The sequence below is a fragment of the Anaerovibrio lipolyticus LB2005 genome (genome assembly GCF_000621545.1).
Classification (GTDB): Bacteria; Bacillota; Negativicutes; order Selenomonadales; family Selenomonadaceae; genus Anaerovibrio; species Anaerovibrio lipolyticus_A.
Map to the genome: position 1 here is coordinate 23,010 of NZ_KK211304.1, position 22,145 is coordinate 45,154.

At 45.1% G+C, this 22,145-nt stretch carries 19 protein-coding genes and 1 tRNA gene; all 20 read left to right on the top strand.

Annotation, left to right across the window (positions count from 1 at the left end):
* Window positions 1-22: 22 nt before the first annotated feature.
* Window positions 23-1,423, top strand: coding sequence for an alanine/glycine:cation symporter family protein (locus T355_RS0112455; RefSeq protein WP_027398019.1), 1,401 nt, complete (start codon window positions 23-25; stop codon window positions 1,421-1,423).
* Window positions 1,424-1,506: 83 nt separating this feature from the next.
* Window positions 1,507-1,583: transfer RNA gene (locus T355_RS0112460), tRNA-Pro, on the top strand.
* Window positions 1,584-1,902: 319 nt separating this feature from the next.
* Complete coding sequence (gene nifJ / locus T355_RS0112465) at window positions 1,903-5,424, top strand: pyruvate:ferredoxin (flavodoxin) oxidoreductase (protein ID WP_027398020.1); 3,522 nt, start codon at window positions 1,903-1,905, stop codon at window positions 5,422-5,424.
* 185 nt (window positions 5,425-5,609) lie between these two features.
* Window positions 5,610-6,077, top strand: a complete 468-nt coding sequence (gene def, locus T355_RS0112470; RefSeq protein ID WP_027398021.1) for a peptide deformylase — start codon at window positions 5,610-5,612, stop codon at window positions 6,075-6,077.
* Window positions 6,074-7,006 (top strand): methionyl-tRNA formyltransferase, encoded by a 933-nt coding sequence (gene fmt, locus T355_RS0112475; protein WP_027398022.1) that lies wholly within the window; start codon window positions 6,074-6,076, stop codon window positions 7,004-7,006. Before def ends, fmt begins: the two co-directional genes overlap by 4 nt.
* A gap of 24 nt (window positions 7,007-7,030) precedes the next feature.
* On the top strand, window positions 7,031-7,831 hold the full coding sequence (locus tag T355_RS0112480; protein ID WP_027398023.1) for a DUF116 domain-containing protein: 801 nt from the start codon (window positions 7,031-7,033) through the stop codon (window positions 7,829-7,831).
* Window positions 7,832-9,160 (top strand): 16S rRNA (cytosine(967)-C(5))-methyltransferase RsmB, encoded by a 1,329-nt coding sequence (rsmB, locus tag T355_RS0112485; protein WP_027398024.1) that lies wholly within the window; start codon window positions 7,832-7,834, stop codon window positions 9,158-9,160.
* Between the two features lie 6 nt (window positions 9,161-9,166).
* On the top strand, window positions 9,167-10,207 hold the full coding sequence (rlmN, locus tag T355_RS0112490) for a 23S rRNA (adenine(2503)-C(2))-methyltransferase RlmN (RefSeq protein WP_027398025.1): 1,041 nt from the start codon (window positions 9,167-9,169) through the stop codon (window positions 10,205-10,207).
* A gap of 87 nt (window positions 10,208-10,294) precedes the next feature.
* The gene (locus tag T355_RS0112495) at window positions 10,295-11,050 is read left to right on the top strand and encodes an FhaA domain-containing protein (RefSeq protein ID WP_027398026.1); all 756 of its coding nucleotides are present in this window, start codon (window positions 10,295-10,297) and stop codon (window positions 11,048-11,050) included.
* A 1-nt stretch (window position 11,051) separates the two neighbouring features.
* The gene (locus T355_RS0112500) at window positions 11,052-11,507 is read left to right on the top strand and encodes an FHA domain-containing protein (protein WP_027398027.1); all 456 of its coding nucleotides are present in this window, start codon (window positions 11,052-11,054) and stop codon (window positions 11,505-11,507) included.
* A complete protein-coding gene (locus tag T355_RS0112505; RefSeq protein ID WP_231483051.1) occupies window positions 11,504-12,226 on the top strand; it encodes a Stp1/IreP family PP2C-type Ser/Thr phosphatase in 723 nt (240 codons plus the stop codon). Before T355_RS0112500 ends, T355_RS0112505 begins: the two co-directional genes overlap by 4 nt.
* Window positions 12,216-13,475, top strand: coding sequence for an FtsW/RodA/SpoVE family cell cycle protein (locus tag T355_RS0112510; RefSeq protein ID WP_027398029.1), 1,260 nt, complete (start codon window positions 12,216-12,218; stop codon window positions 13,473-13,475). The genes T355_RS0112505 and T355_RS0112510 overlap by 11 nt, the downstream gene beginning before the upstream one ends.
* Window positions 13,465-14,862: a peptidoglycan D,D-transpeptidase FtsI family protein gene (locus tag T355_RS0112515; protein ID WP_027398030.1), complete on the top strand. Its 1,398-nt coding sequence runs from the start codon at window positions 13,465-13,467 to the stop codon at window positions 14,860-14,862. The genes T355_RS0112510 and T355_RS0112515 overlap by 11 nt, the downstream gene beginning before the upstream one ends.
* 11 nt (window positions 14,863-14,873) lie before the next feature.
* Window positions 14,874-16,676 (top strand): Stk1 family PASTA domain-containing Ser/Thr kinase, encoded by a 1,803-nt coding sequence (pknB, locus tag T355_RS14470; RefSeq protein WP_037330190.1) that lies wholly within the window; start codon window positions 14,874-14,876, stop codon window positions 16,674-16,676.
* Window positions 16,677-16,704: 28 nt separating this feature from the next.
* Window positions 16,705-17,601 (top strand): ribosome small subunit-dependent GTPase A, encoded by an 897-nt coding sequence (gene rsgA, locus T355_RS0112525; protein ID WP_027398031.1) that lies wholly within the window; start codon window positions 16,705-16,707, stop codon window positions 17,599-17,601.
* Complete coding sequence (rpe, locus tag T355_RS0112530) at window positions 17,601-18,251, top strand: ribulose-phosphate 3-epimerase (RefSeq protein ID WP_027398032.1); 651 nt, start codon at window positions 17,601-17,603, stop codon at window positions 18,249-18,251. The genes rsgA and rpe overlap by 1 nt, the downstream gene beginning before the upstream one ends.
* A gap of 16 nt (window positions 18,252-18,267) precedes the next feature.
* Window positions 18,268-18,951, top strand: coding sequence for a 7-cyano-7-deazaguanine synthase QueC (queC, locus tag T355_RS0112535; RefSeq protein WP_027398033.1), 684 nt, complete (start codon window positions 18,268-18,270; stop codon window positions 18,949-18,951).
* 11 nt (window positions 18,952-18,962) lie between these two features.
* Window positions 18,963-19,751, top strand: a complete 789-nt coding sequence (folE2, locus tag T355_RS0112540) for a GTP cyclohydrolase FolE2 (protein ID WP_027398034.1) — start codon at window positions 18,963-18,965, stop codon at window positions 19,749-19,751.
* 68 nt (window positions 19,752-19,819) lie between these two features.
* Entirely contained in the window at window positions 19,820-20,839 is a 1,020-nt protein-coding gene (locus T355_RS14475) for a lysylphosphatidylglycerol synthase transmembrane domain-containing protein (RefSeq protein ID WP_051555579.1), read from the top strand.
* An 80-nt stretch (window positions 20,840-20,919) separates the two neighbouring features.
* Window positions 20,920-22,086: a hypothetical protein gene (locus T355_RS0112550; RefSeq protein WP_037330192.1), complete on the top strand. Its 1,167-nt coding sequence runs from the start codon at window positions 20,920-20,922 to the stop codon at window positions 22,084-22,086.
* The last annotated feature ends 59 nt before the right edge of the window (window positions 22,087-22,145 follow it).

Consider the following 22,145-nt stretch of genomic DNA (forward strand, 5'->3'; position numbering starts at 1 on the left):
AGGAAAAGGGGTAGATAAGAAAATGTTGGATGCGTTAATTGGAGAAATCTCTAACTTCATGTATGGCAAGCTGTTGATTGTCATGATTCTGGGCGTAGGCTTTTATTACACACTACGGACCAGATTTGTCCAGATTCGTCTTTTCGGGGAGACGTTGAAGGTTATCATGGAGAAGAAAGAGGGACAGAAGGTATCATCCTTCCAGGCTTTGATGGTTTCCACTGCTTCCAGAGTTGGTACTGGTAACATCATTGGTGTTTCCACAGCACTGTGTCTGGGCGGCTTTGGTTCCATGTTTTGGATGTGGCTGGCTGCATTTTTGGGTGGCGGAGCTGCATTCGTGGAGAGCACATTGGCTCAGGTGTATAAGAAGCGCGGTGAACATGCCAGCTATGGCGGCCCGGCCTATTATATTGAGAGTGCCCTTCATAACAGATTTGTGGCAATTATCTTTGCATTGGCACTGATTTGTACTTATGGTATTGGTTTTAATATGCTGTGTGCATATAACCTCCAGTCTACATTCTCTGGATTCACATTCTACAACCCGGACACCACACCATGGGTTATTGGTGGCATTCTGGCAGTTCTTGTAGGATGGTGCATCTTTGGTGGTGGTCGCAGAATTATCAAGGCTACTTCCGCATTGGTTCCTCTCATGGGCCTTATTTATGTTGTGGTAGCATTAATCGTGGTGGTTATGAACATTGGCCTTTTGCCAAGTGTTTTTGATACCATCTTCACTCAGGCTTTTGATTTTGAAGCAATTTTTGGTGGCTTCACTGGTTCCTGCGTAATGTTTGGTATTAAGCGCGGTTTGTTCTCCAATGAGGCAGGTGTAGGTTCTGCACCAAATGCCGCAGCTGCCGCAGATGTTTCTCATCCTGTAAAGCAGGGCCTTGTTCAGATGTTCTCCGTATTTATTGATACTATGATTCTCTGTACTGCTACTGCTTTCCTTTGCATGAGTTCCGGTGTGGCTCCTACCAAGGAATTGGCTGGTGCCCCATTCGTTCAGGCATCTCTTGATGCAACTCTGGGTTCCGGGGCTGGTGTGTTCTTAACTATTTCCATGCTGCTCTTTGCGTTTACTACCTTGCTGGGTAATCTTTATTATGTAGATAATTGTCTGGCTTATGTAAACGGCAAGGTGCCTGGTAAGCTGTTTATGACCGTTTATCGTACATTTGCTGCACTGGTTATTTTTGTAGGTGCTGGTCTCAGTATGGATCTTCTGTGGAATCTGGCCGACGTGCTTATGGGCTGCATGGCCATCATCAACCTGCCTGTAATCGTTATCCTGGGCAGTAAGGCAATGGCATGTCTCAGAGATTATGAAAGCCAGAGAAATGCAGGGAAGGATCCTGTATTCTATGCCAGGGATATTGGAATTACAGATAGCCTTGATTATTGGCAAAAGTAATAAAATAAAAAGTTATAAAATTTGTTGACAAGCGATGGAGATTGTAGTATTATTATCAATGTTGACGCGACAACGGTCAGCAACGGGGCATGGCTCAGTTTGGTAGAGCACCTGGCTTGGGACCAGGGGGTCGCAGGTTCGAATCCTGCTGCTCCGACCATTGCATTTAAAGCTGGATTTTCGAATCCAGCTTTTTTATTTTTCCTTTTTAATCACATAATTAAATTTATCTATATCAGTATAAATAAGAAATATTTGTCTGATGATTATTGACGATAAAATGAAATTTTGTTCAAAATAATTTTATTTTCTTTTCATTTGTGCGAAAATAAAAAGAAAAAGGCGTTTTGTTTTACAAAAGAATATGTTAGATGTATAATGAATTTGTAAAACATTTATAAGGAAATTGTTATAGATGTTATTGTTACTTGATTGGTATTCGGGTAAATTTCGTGTTATGAGAGGAGAGTTAATCAAGTATGGGCAAGAAAATGAAGACTATGGATGGTAATACAGCTGCGGCTTATGTGTCTTACGCATTTACCGATGTGGCTGCTATCTATCCTATCACCCCATCTTCACCAATGGCAGAGCATGTTGATGAGATGGCTGCAAAGGGGCAGAAGAACCTTTTTGGTCAGAAGGTACGCATTGTTGAGTTGCAATCCGAGGCTGGTGCTGCAGGTGCAGTTCACGGTTCCTTGCAGGCTGGTGCTTTGACCACCACATACACTGCTTCTCAGGGTATGCTGCTGATGATTCCAAATATGTATAAGATTTCCGGCGAGATGCTCCCAGGTGTATTCCATGTATCTGCTCGTGCACTGGCTACTTCTTCACTGAATATTTTCGGTGATCATCAGGATGTTATGGCTGCACGTCAGACTGGTGTGGCTATGCTGGCAGAATCCTCTGTACAGGAAGTAATGGATTTGGCTGCTGTAGCACATTTGGTTGCTATCAAGGGCAAGATTCCTTTCCTGAACTTCTTTGATGGTTTCCGCACTTCCCATGAGATTCAGAAGATTGAACTGGTTGATTATGATGATCTGGCCAAGATTCTTGACTGGGATGCAGTAAATGCTTTCCGTCGTAACGCTCTGAATCCTGACCATCCTGTAATTCGTGGTACTGCTCAGAATGATGATATTTATTTCCAGGGCCGTGAGGCTGTAAACAAAGCCTATGATGCTTTGCCAGAGCTCGTGGAAGAGGCTATGGGCCAGATGGCCAAGATTACCGGCCGTGAGCATCATATTTTTGATTACTATGGTGCCAAGGATGCTGAGCGCGTAGTAATCGCTATTGGTTCCATTAACCAGACACTTCAGGAGTGTGTTGATTTCCTCAACGCTAAGGGTGAGAAGGTTGGTGCGGTTGCAGTTCATCTCTTCCGTCCATTCTCCGTAGACCATTTCCTGAAGGCTATTCCATCTACTGTAGAAAAGATTGCAGTTCTCGACCGTACCAAGGAGCCTGGTGCTCTTGGTGAGCCACTGTATCAGGATGTTCGTACTGCATTCTATGCAAGCCATCGTCATCCACTGATCGTTGGCGGCCGTTATGGCTTAGGTGGTAAGGATGTAACTCCTACCCAGGTTCTCGGCGTATTTGAGGAACTGAAGAAGGATGCACCTAAGAATGGCTTTACCATTGGTATTGTTGATGATCTTTCCAATACATCTCTTGCTCCATATCCAGAGCATGTTAACCTCACTCCAGAAGGAACCACTGCTTGTAAGTTCTGGGGTCTCGGTTCCGATGGTACTGTAGGTGCCAACAAGTCTGCTATTAAGATTATCGGTGATAAGACTGATTTGTATGCTCAGGCATACTTCGCTTATGACTCCAAGAAGTCCGGTGGTATTACCATGTCCCACCTGCGTTTTGGTAAGTCCCCAATCGCTTCTCCATATCTTATTGATAATGCAAACTTTATTTCCTGCTCCCAGCAGTCTTATGTAAATAAGTATGACCTTTTGGCAGGCTTACAGCCAGGCGGTACTTTCCTGCTTAATACACTTTGGTCTGACGATGAGCTGTCTGAGAAGCTGCCTGCTTCCATGAAGCGCTACATTGCCAAGAACAATATTAAGTTCTACACTGTAAATGCTGTTAAGATTGCTCAGGATCTGGGCCTTGGCGGACGTTTCAATATGGTAATGCAGTCTGCATTCTTCAAACTGGCTGATATTATTCCACTTCAGAAGGCTGTTGGCTATCTGAAGGATGCTATTGTAACTTCTTACGGCAAGAAGGGCCAGAATATCGTAGATATGAACAATGGCGCTGTTGATGCCGGTATTGATGCACTTCATCTTGTAAATGTTCCTGCTGACTGGGCTGATGCAAAGGATGCCAAGGAAGAATGCAAGTCTGATGTTCCAGCTTACGTTAAGGAGATTCTGGAGCCAGTTAACCGTCAGGAGGGTAACAAGATTACTGTTAAGCAGATGGCTGCCCATGCAGATGGTACCTTCCCATCCGGCACTGCTGCTTATGAGAAGCGCGGTATTGCAATTAACGTTCCTGAATGGGATGTTACCAAGTGTATTGAGTGTAATCAGTGCGCATTTGTTTGCCCACATGCTGCAATTCGTCCAGTTCTCACAACTGATGAGGAAAAGGATGCTGCACCAGAGGGCTTTACTTCCAAGCCAGCTCTTGGCACCAAGGGCCTGAACTTCACTATGGCTATTTCTGCTCTTGACTGCTCTGGCTGTGGCAACTGTGCTATTGTATGCCCTGCCAAGGAGAAGGCTCTTGTTATGAAGCCTATCGCTACTCAGATTGACAAGCAGGCTGTATTCGATTATGGTGTGAAGGTTAGCCCTAAGACTAACCCTATGAAGAAGACCACTGTTAAGGGTTCTCAGTTTGAGACTCCTTGCCTTGAATTCTCCGGCGCTTGCGCAGGTTGCGGCGAGACTCCATACGCTAAGCTCATTACTCAGCTCTTCGGCGGCCGCATGATGGTAGCTAACGCTACAGGCTGTTCCTCCATTTGGGGTGCATCTGCTCCTGCAATGCCATACACCAAGAATGCTTGGGGCCATGGTCCTGCTTGGGCTAACTCCCTCTTTGAGGACAACGCAGAGTATGGTCTTGGTATGTTCCTCGGTGTTAAGGCTGTTCGCGAGGCCTTGGCAGCAGACGTTACTGCAGCTATTGAGTCCGGCAAGCTGTCCGTTGCATTAAAGGATGCAATGATTGACTGGAAGGACAACATGAACTGTGGTGAGGGTACCCGTGAGCGTTCACTGAATCTGATTGGTGCTCTTGAAGCTGAGAAGGGTGACGATCCACTTCTCAACAAGATTTATGATAACCGTGACTTCATGGTTAAGCGTTCCCAGTGGATCTTCGGCGGCGACGGCTGGGCTTACGATATTGGCTACGGCGGTCTGGACCACGTATTGGCTTCCGGCGAGGATGTAAATGTATTCGTATTCGATACTGAGGTATACTCCAATACTGGCGGTCAGGCTTCCAAGGCTACTCCTACCGCTGCCATTGCACAGTTTGCTGCAACTGGTAAGAAGACCAAGAAAAAGGATCTGGGCATGATGGCTATGTCCTATGGCTATGTATATGTAGCACAGGTTAACATGGGTGCCGACAAGAATCAGGTTCTGAAGGCTATTACAGAGGCTGAGGCTTATCCAGGACCATCCCTTATCATTGGTTATGCTCCTTGTATCAACCATGGTATCAAGATTGGTATGGGCAAGTCCCAGATGGAAGCAGCCCGTGCTGTTGAATGTGGTTATTGGGCTAACTATCGTTATAACCCAGAGCTGGTTGGCACTGACAAGAACCCATTCACCCTTGATTCCAAGGAGCCAGACTTTGGCAAGTTCCAGGATTACCTCATGGGCGAGGTTCGCTACAACAGCTTGAAGCGTGCATTCCCAGAGGCTGCTGAGGCTCTCTTCGAGAAGACTCAGAAGGATGCTGAAACCAGACTCGCTAACTACAAGAGACTGGCTGGTAAAGAGTAATAAATCACTATTTTGCTAATTTGCTAATTTGCTATACTAACCCCTAGAAATATTTTGGAGCACTGATCAGATACGTTGACAGTGCTCCCTTTTTTGCATTTGTTTGCTGAGATGGTATAGTTTGGACTTTCCTTCCATAATATGATAAAATTAGACGGATATAGAGAAATAGGAGGGTGTTATAGTTGGCACTGTTAGATATAGTAAAAGCTGGTGATCCTGTTTTAAAACAGGTTGCCGCTCCAATAGAGAAGGTTGACAGCAAAATTAGAAAGCTGATGGAAAATATGGCTGAGACCATGTATAAGGCTGATGGAGTCGGTTTGGCCGCGCCACAGGTGGGTCAGTCCATACGTTTGGTGGTAATTGATGTTGGTGACGACAATGGCCTGGTGGAAATGGTGAATCCTGTGATTACACGTCGTGAGGGCACCGAGATCGGCCAGGAGGGATGCCTAAGTGTGCCAAATGTATTTGGCGATGTGGAACGTGCGGAGAAGGTTAGCGTTGATTACCTTAACCGTTGGGGCAAGAAAAAGCATCTTACAGCAAAGGGCCTTATGGCACGCTGCATTCAGCATGAGCTGGATCATTTGGAGGGTACATTGTTTATTGATGTGGCCAAGACCATTAAGCAGGGAGAAAACAAATGAGCAAATTAAAAACTGTTTTTATGGGAACTCCGGACTTTGCCGTTGGTTGTCTGGAGGTAATGCAGGAAAAGACGGAAGTGCTTACCGTTATTACACAGCCTGACCGTCCAAAGGGGAGAGGTCAGAAAATGACACCTTCTCCAGTAAAGGTTAAGGCACTGGAATATGGTTTGCCTGTTTGGCAGCCAGAGAAAATAAAGACAGCTGATTGTGTGGCAAGGTTAAAGGAGTTAAATCCTGATCTTATTGTGGTGGTAGCCTTTGGTCAAATCCTTTCCCAGGAGGTTTTGGACATTCCCCGCCTGGGCTGCGTAAATGTTCATGCTTCTTTGTTGCCTAGATATCGTGGTGCGGCACCTATTCATTGGTCCATTATTAACGGGGAAACTGAAACTGGCGTAACCACCATGATGATGGATGCGGGCCTTGATACCGGAGATATGCTTCTTAAGAGTAAAATAGAGATTACACCGGATATGACTACAGAGGAGCTTCACGATAAGCTGGCGGTTATGGGCAGCAAATTGTTGGCAGATACTGTTGATGGGCTTATGGCTGGGACTATCACTCCGGAAAAACAGGATGACAGCCTTACTAACTACGCTTCCATGCTTACCAAGGAAACCGGTCATATCGACTGGACCAAGTCTGCCCAGGAGGTTCACAATCTCGTGCGTGGCCTTAACTCCTGGCCAGTGGCCTGGACCTTGTTGGACGGCAAAAACTACAAGGTGTGGAGCACCAAGGTGAGAAATGATAAGTCCGGTAATCCGGGTGAGGTGCTGGAGCTTACCAAAAAGAGCTTTATTGTTGCTGCAGGCAAGGGGGCTGTGGAAATCACAGAGATTCAGCCACCTAGTAAAAAACGCATGTCAGCAGGTGATTTTGTTCGGGGAAATGGCGTAAAAGCTGGATTGATTTTTAATTAATGTTGTTTTCCCAGAGGATAAGTTATGAAATACACGGTAAAAAAGGCTAAGAAGCGACTTTTCATCAGTCTTTTGTGCATAACCTATATTATTATGCTGATAATATGTGCAGGAGTCTGGTTTATAACCCTTCCTGGTCTTAATAATATAAATCCTCATCTGGCCCCTGCCTTTGCGGCGGCTATGATAGGAATCCTGTTCCTTATTGGTTTTGGCATTTTGGGAATGGTGTTTGGCATAAAAGGTTGGCCATTGCCAACTATTTTTAAAAAGCAGACCTATACCCTTTTGAATGTCCTTTATTATATTGTTATTTCGGCAGGAAAAATCGTTGGGATTGATCGTCGGCGCATAGAGGCATCCTATGTGGCAGTGAGTAATACCATTGTAGGTAATCGTCATTTAAAGGTGCCGGCTGACAGACTGTTAGTGGTGACACCCCACTGCTTGCAGCTGAGCACTTGTCCCCATAAGATAACTACGGATCCCAATAATTGCAAGCGTTGTGGTGGTTGTAATATTGGAGATTTGGTAACCTTGGCTGAAGAAATCGGCTTTCATTTTTTCGTGGTAACGGGGGGAACCCTGGCCCGTCAAAAGGTTATGGAAATAAGACCACAGGCGGTTGTGGCTGTGGCCTGCGAGCGAGATTTGGCCAGCGGTATCCAGGATGTATACCCTATTCCTTCAGTAGGTGTTATGAATATTCGCCCTAATGGTCCATGCTTCAATACTAAGGTAGATGTTGAGGAGTTCAAAAGGGTCATTATGGATATTATAGATTTGCCTGCGTCTGATGCTGTCAGCCAGGAAAAGGAGAATTAAATGGATAAAGCACGTGAAACGGCTTTGAAAATTATAAATGCGGTCCATGAACAGGAGGCTTATGCCAATGTAGCTCTGGCCAAGGAGCTACGCAAGGGCGGTCTTAGTGATATGGACCGTCGTTTTGTTACTGAGCTTGTTTATGGTACCGTAAAGGCAGGGGAAACTCTGGACTGGATTATCAGAAAGTATATTAATCGTCCCATAAGCAAGGTTAGCCCGATTATAAGGGATATTTTGCGCATGGGCGTTTATCAGCTTAAATACATGGATAAGGTGCCTGACTCCGCTGCTTGCAATGAGTCTGTGGAGCTGGCTAAGCGTTTTGGACATGCGGGGGTTGCCAAATTTGTCAATGGTGTAATGCGTACCATGGTAAGAGAGCCGGAAAAGGGGGCATTTCCAGAGGGAAAGGGCAATGCCACTGTTCAGTTGGCCCTTACGGAGCAGCATCCGGAGTGGCTGGTTCGCCGTTGGATTAAGGAATTTGGCTATGATGAGGCGGCAAAGCTGTGTGCATTTAATAATCAGCAGGCACCGCTTTCTGTACGGGCCAATACACTGAAGACAAACCGTTCAGAGCTTATGCTTCAGCTTATTTCAGTGGGGGTGGATTGTCAGCAGTCTGTCTTCACTCCAGAGGGAGTTATTATTAATTCCCATGGCTCCCTTGATGATTTGCAGGTGCTTCAGGATGGTTATTGCCAGGTCCAGGATGAAAGCTCCATGCTGGTGGCCCATGTGGTGGATCCGCAGCCGGGGGAGCTGGTATTGGATGTGTGCAGTGCTCCGGGAGGAAAAACTACCCACATGGCAGCCATGATGGAAAATCGTGGACGCATTGTGGCCTGTGATATTTATGATCATAAGCTGGAAAGAGTCAGAAGCAATGCAGAGCGCCTTGGTATCACCATTATTGATCCAATGCTTATTGATGCAAGGGAAATCTGGCAGGAATTTCCACAAGAGGCAGACAGGGTTTTGGTGGATGCACCGTGCTCTGGCTTGGGAGTTCTCAGAAGAAAGCCTGATTCCAGATGGCGTAAATCTCCTGAGCTTATAAAGGAGCTGCCTAAGCTGCAGCTGGAAATTCTCAGAAGTGCTGCTGCAGCAGTAAAGCCGGGGGGACTTTTGGTGTATAGTACCTGTACTATAGCTCACGAGGAAAATCAGGATGTGGTTAAGGCATTTTTGGAAAAGGCCAAGGAATTTACTCTGGAAAATGCCGGGGAGAGACTACCTGTACCAAGAGATGATGAAATGGTTCAGCTGTATCCTCAGCGTGATGGTACAGACGGATTCTTTATTTCATGTATGAGGAGAAAATAAATCATCATGGTTAATATTTTCGGCAAAACATTGGAGGAGCTTACAGAGCTTCTTACGGAATGGGGATTGCCAAAGTTCCGCGGCAAGCAGCTGGCGGATTGGATGTACAAGAAAAGCGTTACTGATTTTAATGAAATGCAAAATCTTCCTAAGAGTATGAGGGAAAAGCTGGCGACGGAGTGCGTGATTGACCGTGCTGCCAGGGTGGATCAGCTGGATTCTGCCGACGGCAGAACATCCAAGTTTCTCCTTAATTTCTCTGATGGGGTAGGGGTGGAAACGGTGCTTATGCGCCAGCCCTACGGAAACAGTATTTGTGTTTCCTCTCAGGCGGGGTGCAATATGGGCTGTGCCTTTTGTGCTTCAACTCTTCACGGCATGGTCCGTGACCTTACTGCGGGAGAGATGCTGGCCCAGACCTATTACATAAATGATATGCTGTCAAAGACCGGGGAAAAGGTAGATACCATAGTTATTATGGGTTCTGGTGAGCCACTGACTAATTATGATAATGTTCTAAAATATATAAGATTGCTCCATGAGGATTATTGTCTTGGAATGAGCTACCGCAGTGTAACCTTATCCACCTCTGGTATTGTTCCCAACATTTATCGTTTGGCCCAGGAGGAGATACCAGTTAATCTCTCAATTTCCCTACACGCACCAGAGAACAGCCTTCGCTCGGAGCTTATGCCCATTAATCGCAAGTATCCTATGGCTGATGTGGTAAAGGCCGGAGGGGATTATGGTGAAAAGACCCATCGCCGGGTTACCTATGAGTACATTCTTATAGATGGAGTAAATGATAATGCCAAGCAGGCCAAGGAATTGGTGGAGCTGCTGAAGGGACAGCTGGCCTCGGTAAATTTGATACCTATAAATCCCGTTGTGGAACGGAATTGGAATCGTCCCTCCCCGGAGAGAATAGATTTCTTTGAGAAGTATTTGGCCAAGCACCATATTACGGTAACAGTTCGTCGGGAAATGGGGAATGATATTCAGGCTGCCTGCGGACAGTTGAGAAACAGACATCTGGATAATGGCTGAGATAGCTGATTTTATGCGGATTATCTTATTTACTTGTATAGATTTAAGATGTAAAATTAAGACTAGTAAGGCTTAGGAGGGACTATTATGTCTATAGGAAATCTGGAGTCTTTTCTGGAAAAAAAGATAGAGGGATTTTTTAATCGCAAGCTGAGCTCTGTCCTGGAACCAACTGAGGTCATAAAGCAGCTGGAGCGAGAAATAATCAGAAAAAGGCGCAAGAGTCAGACGGGTCTGATTGTGCCTAATTTTTATTATGTGGAAATGGCCCCTGATGATTATCAGCGTCTCTGTGCCCGTCGCTTTCTTGATGAGCTTTATGTCATGGTGGAAAAGATGATTATTTCCAATGACTGTTTTATGGATGGGCAGCTGGAAATTACTCTGAATGCCAATGAGGAGTTCAAGAAGGGCACCTGCGAGGTGAAGGGAACCTTTGTGGATGACAGCTACGGAGAAATGGAACAGCCAATTGAGGTGCCTGAGTGCCATACCATTGTGCTGAACAAATCAGAATTCAAGCCGCCTCTTAACCTGCCGGTGGAGCACAAGACAGTAAGTCTGCTGGCAATAGAGGGGCCTGATATAGATTCATATTTGGAGTTTGGAGAAAAGCAGATATATATCGGCAGAAGGGTTAATAACGATTTTATTCTTACTGATACCAATGCTTCCAGAGTCCATGCTTTTATAACCTATGAAAGGCATCGTCATATATTGTATGACGCCGAAAGTCTTAATGGCACCTTTGTAAATGGACAAATGGTAGTGTCACCACAGCTCCTTCATACCGGGGATGAAATTCGGATTGGTGAGACGGTGCTGGTGTATGAGGTGATTTGATATGCAGGGAACTGCAATAGTAATTAAGACGTTGGGCATTGCCCTTCAATATGGGTTGCTTCTATTATTACTGTATTTTGTCTACAAGCTGATGAAGTTTATGAAAAAGGATAGTCAGCATGTGGTGGAAGATATATACGCAGTTACGGAAATTTCCAATGTGGAAGCGGTGCTGACAGTGCTGGAGGCTGCTGATCAGAGTATGGTGGGACAGCGGTTTGCCTTTTCCAATCATATCAGTATTGGACGGGGGAACGATAACGACATCGTATTAAATGATAGCTTTGCTTCACATCATCATGCGGAAATAGCCCTTTTGAATAACCTGTATGTAATAGAGGATATGGGCAGCGTAAATAAAACCTATGTGAATAACGAGCCTATCACCGGGCGTCAGTATCTGCAGTCCGGGGATTTGATTTCTGTAGGCTCTGCTACATTTGAGTTCGGGAGGTGATAGATTTGTTAAAGGTTAGTCAGGCTACTGATATCGGCTTAGTGAGAGAGCTAAATGAAGACAGCATTTTAGTCGGGCCTAAGGATGTATTTGTGGTAGCCGATGGTATGGGTGGTCATGTGGCCGGTGAAATAGCCAGCCATATTTTTACGGCAACTGTGGAAAACAAACTGTCATCTGAGGACACTATCCTTGATCAGGACGGCCTTCGTTATTTGGTTATTGATGGCAATGATGCCATCTTTGAATGTACCCAAGAAAATCCTGAAAGAAGTGGTATGGGTACTACCGCTACCCTACTTCACATTGAGGAGAAATCAGCATTTTGGGCCCATGTGGGGGATAGCAGATTATATCGTCTCAGAAATGGTGAGCTTAAGCAGATAACCAGCGACCATACCTATGTGGCTGAGCTTTTGGCCAATGGCAGCATTTCTGCCGATGAGGCCAAGGACCATCCCAACAAGAATATGCTTTTAAGAGCAGTGGGTGTAGACCCTGTGGTAAAGGTGGATACCGGTGAATTGGCACTGCAGAACGGCGATGTATTTCTTTTATGTTCCGATGGTCTTACCAATATGGTGACATTGCCTGATATTCAGGCGACTCTTGATAACGGGGATTGCCAGGACAAGGCGGCAGCATTGGTGGAGCAGGCCAAGGCTGGCGGTGGTTTGGACAATATCTCAGCAATAGTGGTGGAATATAATGAAAACTAAAAGCCTGCTTTTGGTGGCAGTTGATTTTTTGATTATGTTTGCTGGTTTGGGAATTATAATGCTGAACCAGTATCCAAATATAGATTATTCACCTGTTCCCTGGGCGTTGGGGGCGGCTGTTATGGGGATTGTCATTCAGCTGTTCCTTGTTAAGGGAAGGTATAGCAGCGATATATGGATATTTCCCATGGTGCTGTTTTTTTCAAGCTTGGGCATAATTATGCTGGCAAGGCTGAAGCCTATACTGTGTGTGCCTCAGCTAAGATGGCTGATGATTGGCATGGTTGTAATGCTGGGAGTTTTGTATTTCTCCCGTCAGCTTAAAAATATGATGCAGTATCAGTATATTTTGGGAATATGTACTTTGGTGGTATTGTGTCTTTCCCTGCTTTTCGGTGTGGAAATCGGCGGCAGCAAGAACTGGTTGGTACTGGGACCTATTTCTGTCCAGCCTTCAGAGTTTGGCAAAATACTGCTGGTACTGTTTCTGGCGGCCTTTCTTTCTGACCATGGGGAAATGCTGAATGCGGCAAAACGTAAATTTCTCTTTCTTGATTTGCCGCCAATAAGATTTATTGCTCCTCTTTTGGTTATTTGGGGCATCGCTATCCTTATGTTTGTAGTTCAGCGTGATTTGGGCTCAGCCCTGTTGTTCTTCTGTATGGCAGTGTTTATGACCTATATGGGGACCGGCAGTAAATCCTATGTGTTTATAGCTATGCTGTTTTTCGGTCTGGGAGCTGCAGTCAGCTATGCTTTTTTCTCCCATGTGCAGGTCCGCTTTAACATTTGGCTTGATCCTTGGGCAGATCCAGCAGGGCAGGCATATCAGGTGGTTCAGTCCCTGTTTGCTTTTGCTGCTGGTGGTGTTTGGGGCACGGGCTTTACACATGGTCATCCAGGCCTTATACCAGAGGTTCATACGGATTTTATTTTCTCGGCTGTGGCTGAGGAGTTGGGGCTTTTAGGCTGTACCGTGATTATGATGGTATATGTGATGCTTTTTTATCGTGGTATTATGATTGCCATGAACTGCAAAAAGGAGCTTCACACACTGGTAGCCGCGGGCTTTTCCATAGCTCTCTTCACCCAGGCCTTTATCATTATCGCTGGTGTCACAAAATTTCTGCCTCTTACGGGCATTACTCTGCCATTTATTAGCTATGGCGGCAGTTCCATGGTATCAGGCTTTATTATGATAGGTCTTTTATTGTCATTATCAAAGAAGGAAAAGGTTCATGGGGCATAAAGATATAAAAAAATATATTCTGCATTGCAGTCTTTTTATGATGGCATGCTTCCTGTGTCTTTTTGGATATATTGTTTACTTGCAGGTTATCGCGGCACCATCCTTGGCGGCAAATCCTATGAACCGTCGTGGCAATGCGGCATTAGATATAACAAGGGGAGCAATCCTCGACATAAATGGACGGGAGCTGGCAAAAAGCTCTCAGCCGGGAGAAAGAAGCTACCCTTATGGTGAAATAATGGCACCAGTAACAGGGTATCTTGGAGAGGCCATAGGCAGTGATGGTATTGAGTCTGTGGCAGGCAATGATCTTACAGGTCAGTCACAGCAGCTACAGATGTTGGGGCCAATAGGCCAGGCCATGCAGTCAACCCAGGGCAATAATGTGAAGCTGACGGTGGATGCAGACATTCAGCAATTGGCCTATGAGGCATTGGGCAGCCATAGGGGGGCTGTGTTGGTTATGAATGCAGAGACTGGAGCCATAATTGCCATGGTGAGCAAGCCTACTGTAGATCCTACAGATGTGGAGAGCAACTGGAAAAGTCTCACAGCAAGGGAAGACAGTCCACTCCTAAACAGAGCTACCCAAGGTCTTTATCCTCCGGGCTCCACCATTAAGGTGCTGATAGCTGATGCAGCCCTTGATGAAAAAGTTACTGACTTAAATGAGAAGTTCAACTGCAACGGCAAATTGCAGATTGGCAATGAATATATAGGCGAAAGTCACGGGGCAGTTCATGGTAACAATCTTACCTTGAAGGATGCTCTTACAGAATCCTGTAATGTTACCTTTGGTACCCTGGCTATGCGAATGCATGGAAAAGGGTTGGAGAGTGCCTTTGAAAGATTTGGTTTTACCACTCCGATTAACAGCGAGTTTAATGAAAGCAAATGCCATTTGCCAAAGTTTTCATCCCTTGGTGATGGGGATACGGCCCAGGTTGGTATCGGTCAGGGGGAGACATTGGTAACACCTCTGCGGATGGCAATGCTGGCCAGTGCTTATGTTAATCATGGCAAGATTATGGTTCCATATCTTGTGGAGGAAGTGATTTCTCCTGTAGGGCTGGTAATAAGAAAAGCCTCTCCGTCGAAATGGATGGATGTTACCTCTGAAAAGCGTGCCAACATAATTGGCGGCTTTATGGAGAATGTTGTAACCAATGGTACTGGTGGGGCAGCGGCAGTGCCCGGTGTCCGGGTTATTGGCAAAACCGGTACTGCAGAAAATTCCCAAGGGGCAGACCACGGCTGGTTTATTGGCGCAGCTGAGCTTCCAAAGGGGAAAATAGCCTTTTGCATAATTGTTGAAAATAGTGGTGGCGGTGGAACCGTAGCGGCTCCTATCGCCCGTCAGATAATTACAGCTTTGAAAGACAGGTAGGAGGATATGGCATGATAGAGCGCGTTTTAGCAAGACGTTATGAAATTCAGGAACATATCGGTGGCGGCGGCATGGCTGATGTATACAGAGCCCATGATAAGCTGTTGGACCGTGCTGTTGCTGTAAAAATCCTTCATGCGCAGTTTGCCAATGATGCTGAATTCATAGAGAAATTCCATCGTGAGGCCAAGGGTGCAGCCAAGCTCACCCATCAGAATATCGTTAATATATATGATGTAGGGGAAGATGAAGGCAGTCATTTTATTGTTATGGAATATGTGGCTGGCAAAACCCTCAAGGAATATATTCAGGAAAAGGGCTATCTGGAGCCGGAGGAGGCTGCCCGCATAGCCAAGGAATTGGCCTGTGCCCTGGAGGCTGCCCACAAGAATGATTTGGTGCATTGTGACATTAAGCCCCATAACATTTTGATTATGGATGATGGTCACATTAAGGTTACTGATTTCGGTATTGCCAGAGCAGTTTCTTCTTCCACAATGACCTATGGGGGAAATGTAATGGGGTCTGTCCATTATTTCTCTCCTGAACAGGCTAAGGGCACTGCTATTACCACTAAGTCAGATGTATATTCTCTTGGCGTGGTGCTGTATGAGATGCTTACCGGCACATTGCCATACAACGGCGAAACCTCTGTCAGCATTGCACTGAAGCATTTGCAGGAGGAGCCGGTACCTATTCGTCAGATTAAACCATCTGTTCCAGCGGTTTTGGAGGCCATTGTACAGAAGGCAATGAACAAGGATCCTATGTTGCGGCCTACCAGCACAGATATGTACATGGATCTGGAGCAGGCTCTGTCCATGATTCAGGGCAAATCCACTGGGTCAATCGTGAATGCACCGCAGCCACAAAATGATCCTTTCGCAACCCAGGTTATTCCACGGGTTACTCCTGATATGATTCAGCAGAATCAGCCTCAGCAGTACAGCTCTCAGGATTATGATTACGATTATGATGGTGATTACGATGATTCCGGAGAGGAAGATGAGGGGTCCTTCAAGAAAATGATTAAGTCCAAAAAGTTTGTATTTGGCTTGGTCTTGATTTTGATATTGGGATTCTTTGCAGGGTCCTTCCTTTCCTTTGGAAATTTCTGGAGCTCCGTAGAGGTGGAGGTTCCGGATGTGGTAGGGCGTCAGGTGGAGATTGCCCGTGAAATGCTGGAGGAAAAGAATCTGCGTGTTAAGATAGCAGAAACCTATGATGCTAATGTTCCGGCTGGACAGGTTGTATCCCAGTACCCTGAGGCGGGAATTATGGTTAAGGAGCAGCGCCAGGTAACCATTTATATCAGCAAGGGCGGCGAAGAGCTGACTATGCCGGACTTAAAGGGGATGTCACGTTCAAATGCTGAAGCCAAGCTGAATAAAATGGGGCTTAAAATAGGCGCAGTTTACGAGGAAGAAGCCGATGAACCGGCAGGAACGGTTTTGAAGCAGGATCCAGCTAATGGCTCCAAGGTTACCAAGGGGCAGACCGTAGACTTTACTGTCAGCAAGGGACCTAAGAAGACTGGAGTGACCATTCCGGATTATACTGGTATGTCTGTGGATAGTGTTAAATCCAATTTGGCAGCAAATAAGCTGAAGCTCGGCACTGTTACGGAAAAGACGAGTTCCCAGTCAAGGGGCACCGTTATTGGGCAGTCACCGGCAGCAGGGTCTGAGGTAAAGGAAGGCGGTGCTGTAAATATTATTGTTTCCAGCGGACAGGCTACCTCAACTACTACCAAGCCAACAGATCCAGGGAAGAAAACCCAGAAAACATCTCCGGAAGAGGTTGTAAAACCATAGTTATTTTGAAAATGTAAAGGATATATAAATGCCAACAGGTCAGGTTATAAAAACATATAACGGATTTTATTATGTGCTTGAAGATGGCAGGGAGCTTACTCAGAATCCGGAGCTATTGTCCTGCCGCCTTCGTGGCAGAATAAAAAGAATAAAGGGCTCCGTGGTGACCGGGGATATGGTGGAATATGAGCTTTTGGGTGATGGTACTGGCGTTATTGAAAAACGGCTGCCCAGAAAAACACTTCTCCATAGACCTTCTGTTGCCAATATTGATCAGGTGATCATAACCTTTGCAGTTAAGGAGCCGGATATTAACTCGCTGTTGCTAAACCGTTTTTTGGTACTGGCAGAGTGGTCAGATATCCCAGAGATTGTAATTTGTCTTAATAAAACTGATTTATTGCCTGCTTCTGCTGAGGAGTTTGTTAAGCCTTATGTGGATGCAGGTTATAGAGTTATTTTTGCCTCAGCTCATGAAAAGCAGGGAATCGAGGAAATCAGGGAATTGCTGAAGGGAAAGGTTACTGCCTTTGCGGGACCTTCTGGCGTGGGAAAATCATCTCTCCTTAATGCCATTGACAGTAATTTATCTCTTACCACGGGGGTTATATCTGAAAAGATAAAGCGGGGGAAGCACACCACAAGAGCGGCCTGCTTGCTGCCAGTAGCCAGCGGCGGCATCGTAGTGGATACTCCGGGCTTTAGTGCGGCAGAGCTGGAGCACCTTGACAAAAATCTTTTGGCTGGTTATTTCCCTGAGTTCAGACCATTAATAGAAAAGTGCTATTATAATACATGTACCCATAGCCATGAACCCGACTGCGGTATAAAAAATGCCCTGGCAGAGGGAATTGTCAGTCAGGAGCGCTATGATGCGTATTTGAATATATTGCAAAGTATTTTAGAAAGAAAGAAGGCATATTGATGACTAAGGTTGCGCCATCAATTTTATCTGCTGATTTTGCCAATTTGGCTCAGGAGGTTGAAAAGGTTATTACAGCAGGCGCTGATTATGTACATATAGATGTTATGGATGGCACCTTTGTGCCTGAAATTACTTTAGGTGCCTTGATTGTAAAGGCTATTCGTCCTGTTACGGATGCTGTATTTGACGTACATCTCATGGTAGAGCATCCGGATACTCAAATTGAGTCCTTTGCCAAAGCAGGTGCGGATATTATTACCTTCCATGTGGAGGCTGCAAAACATCCTCATAGAGTATTGCAGGCCATTAAGTCTGCTGGCTGTAAGGCTGGTATATGCCTTAATCCAGGGACTCCTCTTTCAATGGTTGAGGAGCTGTTGGATGATCTGGATTTGATTGTTATTATGTCCGTAAATCCAGGCTATGGTGGACAGAAGTTTATTCCTAATTCATTGGATAAAATTGCCCGTTTAAAGGCGATGCTTACCAAGGTCGGAAGCAAGGCCGAGATTGAGGTGGACGGCGGTGTTACCGTGGACAACTGCAAGGCACTGGCAGAGGCCGGGGCCGATGTATTGGTGGCTGGTTCAGCGGTATATAAGGCACAGGATATAACTGAGGCTATACGTAAACTGCATTGCGTCGGGTAAGGAGGGCGTTTACATAATGGAAAAAGCAGTTGTTTTACTTTCTGGTGGTCTTGATTCTACCGTATGTATGGCTGTGGCCAAATCAAAGGGGATGGAGGTTTATCCCATCAGCTTCAACTACCATCAGAGACATAATATTGAGTTGGAGAGTGCTAAAAAGGTTGCCAAATTCTATGGCGTGAAAAAGCACCTTATTATAGAAACTAATATGGAGGAAATTGGAGGCTCTGCCCTTACAGACAGTCAGATAGAGGTTCCGGACGGAGATTTTCAGCATGGGGCAGAGGATATTCCAGTTACCTATGTTCCTGCCCGTAACATGATTTTTCTCAGCTATGCCATGGCTTATGCTGAGGTTATTGGGGCAGACCATGTATATATTGGTGTGAATGCAGTGGATTATTCCGGCTATCCGGACTGCCGTCCAGAATTTATCGGTAGCTTCCAGAAAACTGCAAATCTGGCTACTAAGGCGGGGACTGCCGATGGACGTAATATTAAGATAGAAACCCCTTTGCAGGACCTTTCTAAGAAGGAAATAGTTCAGCTGGGAAGTAAACTGGGTGCCCCATTGCAGTTTACCCATAGCTGTTACAAGGGCGGAGAGAAGGCCTGTGGTGTCTGCGACAGCTGTAAGCTGAGACTTCGTGGATTTGCAGAGGCTGGTGTAGTTGACCCGGTTGAGTATGAAAATATGTAATAGGTGTATTTATGAAGGACGTACAAAATAGTGCAGATACCCGCGGTATTGCCATTCAGAAGGTGGGTATCAGGGATGCGCATCTTCCTCTTTTGATAAAAACAAAGGAGGGGGACTACCAGCAGGTTTTGGCAAATATTAGCTTTACAGTTTCACTGCCAATGGAATACAAGGGGACTCACATGAGTCGGTTTCAGGAGATTCTGAACAAATGGACTCGTTTGCCAATTGCAGAGGAGGAAATGGCTGATATTTTGCAAGAGGCTATGGATAAATTACAGGCGGAGACAGCGGCTATCCATATTGAATTTAAATATTTTGTGGATCGATTTGCCCCAGTTAGTAAGAGAAAATCAGTTTTGGACGTGGACTGCTTCTTTGATGGTGTTATGGAAAGAGAACAGCCATTGCAGTTTACTTTGGGTGTGAAGGTTCCATATACTTCCCTTTGTCCTTGCAGCAAGGAAATTTCTGAATACGGAGCCCATAATCAGCGTGGTGTTATGGACGTAAGGGTTTCCTTCGATGATGAACATGAATGTATTCTCATTGAGGATTTGGTAGCTCTTATGGAGCAGCAGGGCTCATGTCAGGTTTATCCGCTGCTAAAGCGTGAGGACGAGAAATTCGTCACGGAAAAGGCTTATGACAATCCAAAATTCGTTGAGGATATTTTAAGAGATGGCGTGATTGCCCTTCGTCAGCTTGAAGGCATCAAATGGTTCGCTCTGGACTGCGATAATTTTGAAAGCATTCACAACCACAGCGCTTATGCCAGTCATGAGGAGTTTGTGGAATAGAGGTAGAATTTGGCACGAAAGAAAGCAAATGGTATAATAGTGCTGATTTCTTTTTAAGGAGTTGCTGAATGAATAAGGTTTATGGGCGTATACTAGGCTTATTCCTATTGGTTTTGGTAATATCCAGTGCCGTAATTTATTTTACGGTGGACATTAATACCATTACCAATTTATATATGTTCCAGCCCTGGTCCGTTGGTTTGGCAATATTGGCCATGGCCATAGGTCTTGTATTGGATGGAACCAGATTAATGCACATGGTAAAAATATCTGGGGAAAATATTACCTTGAAGCAGGCTGTACAAGTGGTTTTTGGTAACTATTTTTTGGCCATGCTGGGTCCTGGCGCCGCTGCTGGTGCCATAGCACAGGTGATGTTTCTGCGCAGGGCCGGAGTTCCTGGAGGAAAGGCCGCTGTGTTGGCGTTGGTCCGTACGGTGGTTTCCATATTTTTCCTGGCCTGCTGTCTGCCTTTTATATTCCTTCATGACGAGGGGATATTGCCAGGTGTTTCCAATGCGGTAATGGTTTATGTTGCTGGTACTGTAACTGTTTTAATGCTGGTGGCAGCCTATGGTATTCGCAGAAATGCATTTGATTATTTAGCGGTGAAAATTGCCAGAAAGCTATCCAAAAAGTGGAGCAGAAAATTTGTGGACATGTACAGAGATAGCAAGTCTGCCATAATTTTGCTGGCGTCATCACCCAAATCTATGATTCGGGTTTTCTTTGAATCTGGTTTAAGTCTGATTTTTATTTACATGGTGGTCCCTTTCCTTATGCTTGGATTGGGTGCTACTGTGGACTGGCTTACGGTAATGGGACGCATGATGTTTTTGAATATCCTGCTTTATTTTTCTCCTACCCCGGGAGGTTCTGGTATTGCAGAGGGTGGTTTCGTATATCTCTTTAGTGAAAGTGTACCATCTGGTACAGTAGGTATTCTTGCTGTATCATGGCGTTTTATTGCAGAGTATTTGCCATTTTTTGTGGGCCTGTATTATACCATTACAGTATTTGGCAAACATGTGCTGGACAAGGATTTGGATGAGGATGATCCAAATTCCATTAAAGTTATTGATAAGTAATGTATATCAGTCTATAGCCGTGTTTGTTATAGGCTGATTTATTTATATGATATTAATGGGTGCTATGCGATGTGAAGTGTATGGAGAAATATGTATCTAAAGAAATAATTGCAGGCATCATAAATTTTGCCCTGATTCTTGTAAATATTATGGTGGTTACCATCATGTGGCAGAAAGCCGGTGTACCCTTTAATGGAGCATATACGGCAGTTGTGCTGAGCTCTGTTCTTGGAACAATGGTGGCTGTATATTATAAGACGGCAGTGGCAGTGGCTCCCGGAATAGTGGTTAACAGCGTTTTATGCTATGATTTGGTTATTTGTCAGGGCTATACCTGGCAGGAGGCCATGACAGTGCCTTTTTTGGCTGGGCTGCTAATATTATTTTTGGTTTATGCCAATCTTCATCATAAGCTGATATCCATTTTGCCCAAGTATCTGGAAACAGTAATTCCTGCGTCTTTGGGAATCCTGCTTATTTATAGAGGACTTGTAATGGGACGGCTGGTTATTGGAGATCCGTTTCAAGTATCAGCCATGGGAAGTCTGAATGATCCTTTGGTTATAATTACTATTGTAAGCTTTGTGGCTGTAATGATTTTTCTGAGTAGCAAAAAAACACAGGGATTGGCTGTAGGTTTGTTGGTGGCTCTGGTAATGGCATTTATTAATGGCTATGTTGAAATCCCTGCATATATCTTTTCAGTGCCGGAGGGCTTTACAGATACGGCAGCTCAGATTAATTTTGACAGATTTTTCGAGCTGTTGGCTTCAGTAGCAGTTGTTTTCCTTGTATTGCTCTTTGATGGGCTGGCTGTAGCCAAGACCATGGGGGAAAATGAGGCGAAGCTGCTGAGAATTAATGGCCTTGGAGCTCTGCTGGGAGGGCTGTTTTCAGGAGGAGCCATGAGTGTGGCCGAGGTTTCTGCTGTCGGTGGTTATGGCAGTGATAACCCCGCAAAAATCTCTAAGGTTACAGTAATATTGCTGATATTATTACTGTTTTGTGGTCCTATGATGATGGGGCTTAAGGATTATCCGGTAATTTTTGCCGCATCTGTAATTGGAGCAGGCTGCTATTTGCTGTCAGATTTGAAATTTTTACCAATTAATGATAATATATCAGTCTTGGCAGGAGTTTTTACTCTGATGCTGGTTCCCCTTTGGGGGAGTCTTACGTCAGGAATAGGCTTTGGGCTTGTTCTGTACTATACTTTAAAGATGGTAAATGGCATCAGAAAAAGATAAAATAAGAATGTTAAAATGGAAATTGGGAGGTCTTTGGGGTGTTTTTAAAAGGTAATTGT